This is a genomic window from Yeguia hominis (assembly GCF_014384705.1).
GTDB lineage: Bacteria > Bacillota > Clostridia > Oscillospirales > Acutalibacteraceae > Yeguia > Yeguia hominis.
Window position 1 is genome coordinate 1 of sequence record NZ_JACRSN010000070.1, and the last position, 593, is coordinate 593.

General features: G+C 40.0%; 1 protein-coding gene. It reads right to left on the reverse strand.

Annotated elements, in window-relative coordinates; translation table 11 throughout:
• A partial coding sequence (locus IAG03_RS14150; protein ID WP_249320761.1) for a MuF-C-terminal domain-containing protein occupies positions 1-542 on the reverse strand: 542 nt, incomplete at its 3' end.
• Positions 543-593 lie beyond the last annotated feature (51 nt).

A 593-nucleotide genomic window follows, 5' to 3' on the forward strand; every position in this document is an offset into this window, starting at 1 on the left:
TTTAGATAATAGAATCCTATATCTCCGGTATTTTCCCTTGCCTTTGCTTCATCTATAAACTTTTCAAAATTGGCACGGTTAAAATATGTTGAAATAAGATTAACATCAATTCGTTTTTTGTGACTGAATACTTCCGCATCAATTTCAATAGGAGCGATCACTTGCTTGTTGTCAACAGACAAATCCACAACAATAATTATTTTATGTGCGTTTGCACGCTGAGGCCTCGCCACAAAATCAGGATGCGCTAACACCATAATAGGGTCAGAAATTTTATCATAGATTTGTTTAACAGCATCTGCACCCAATCCATGATAATTGGTCCCTTTTTGGTATTTCCCCTCCGCCTTTGCCTGTGCCTCTGTCTTTGCAATACTGTATGCATGTGCTGGGGTCAGAACCAATGGCAATTCGCTTAACCCTATTTTTTGCAACACACTGGGAGTTTTTCCAATAATCAACGGATTAGAGCTGTTGTAGGTTCCGTTTAATACCGCGTCAACATCTTTTTCAAATTGTTTTTGAAAATCCGGGCTGTTCAAACTGAATTTCTTCCTGCCGGACACTTCCCCAGCATTGACCCCCTCCATCTC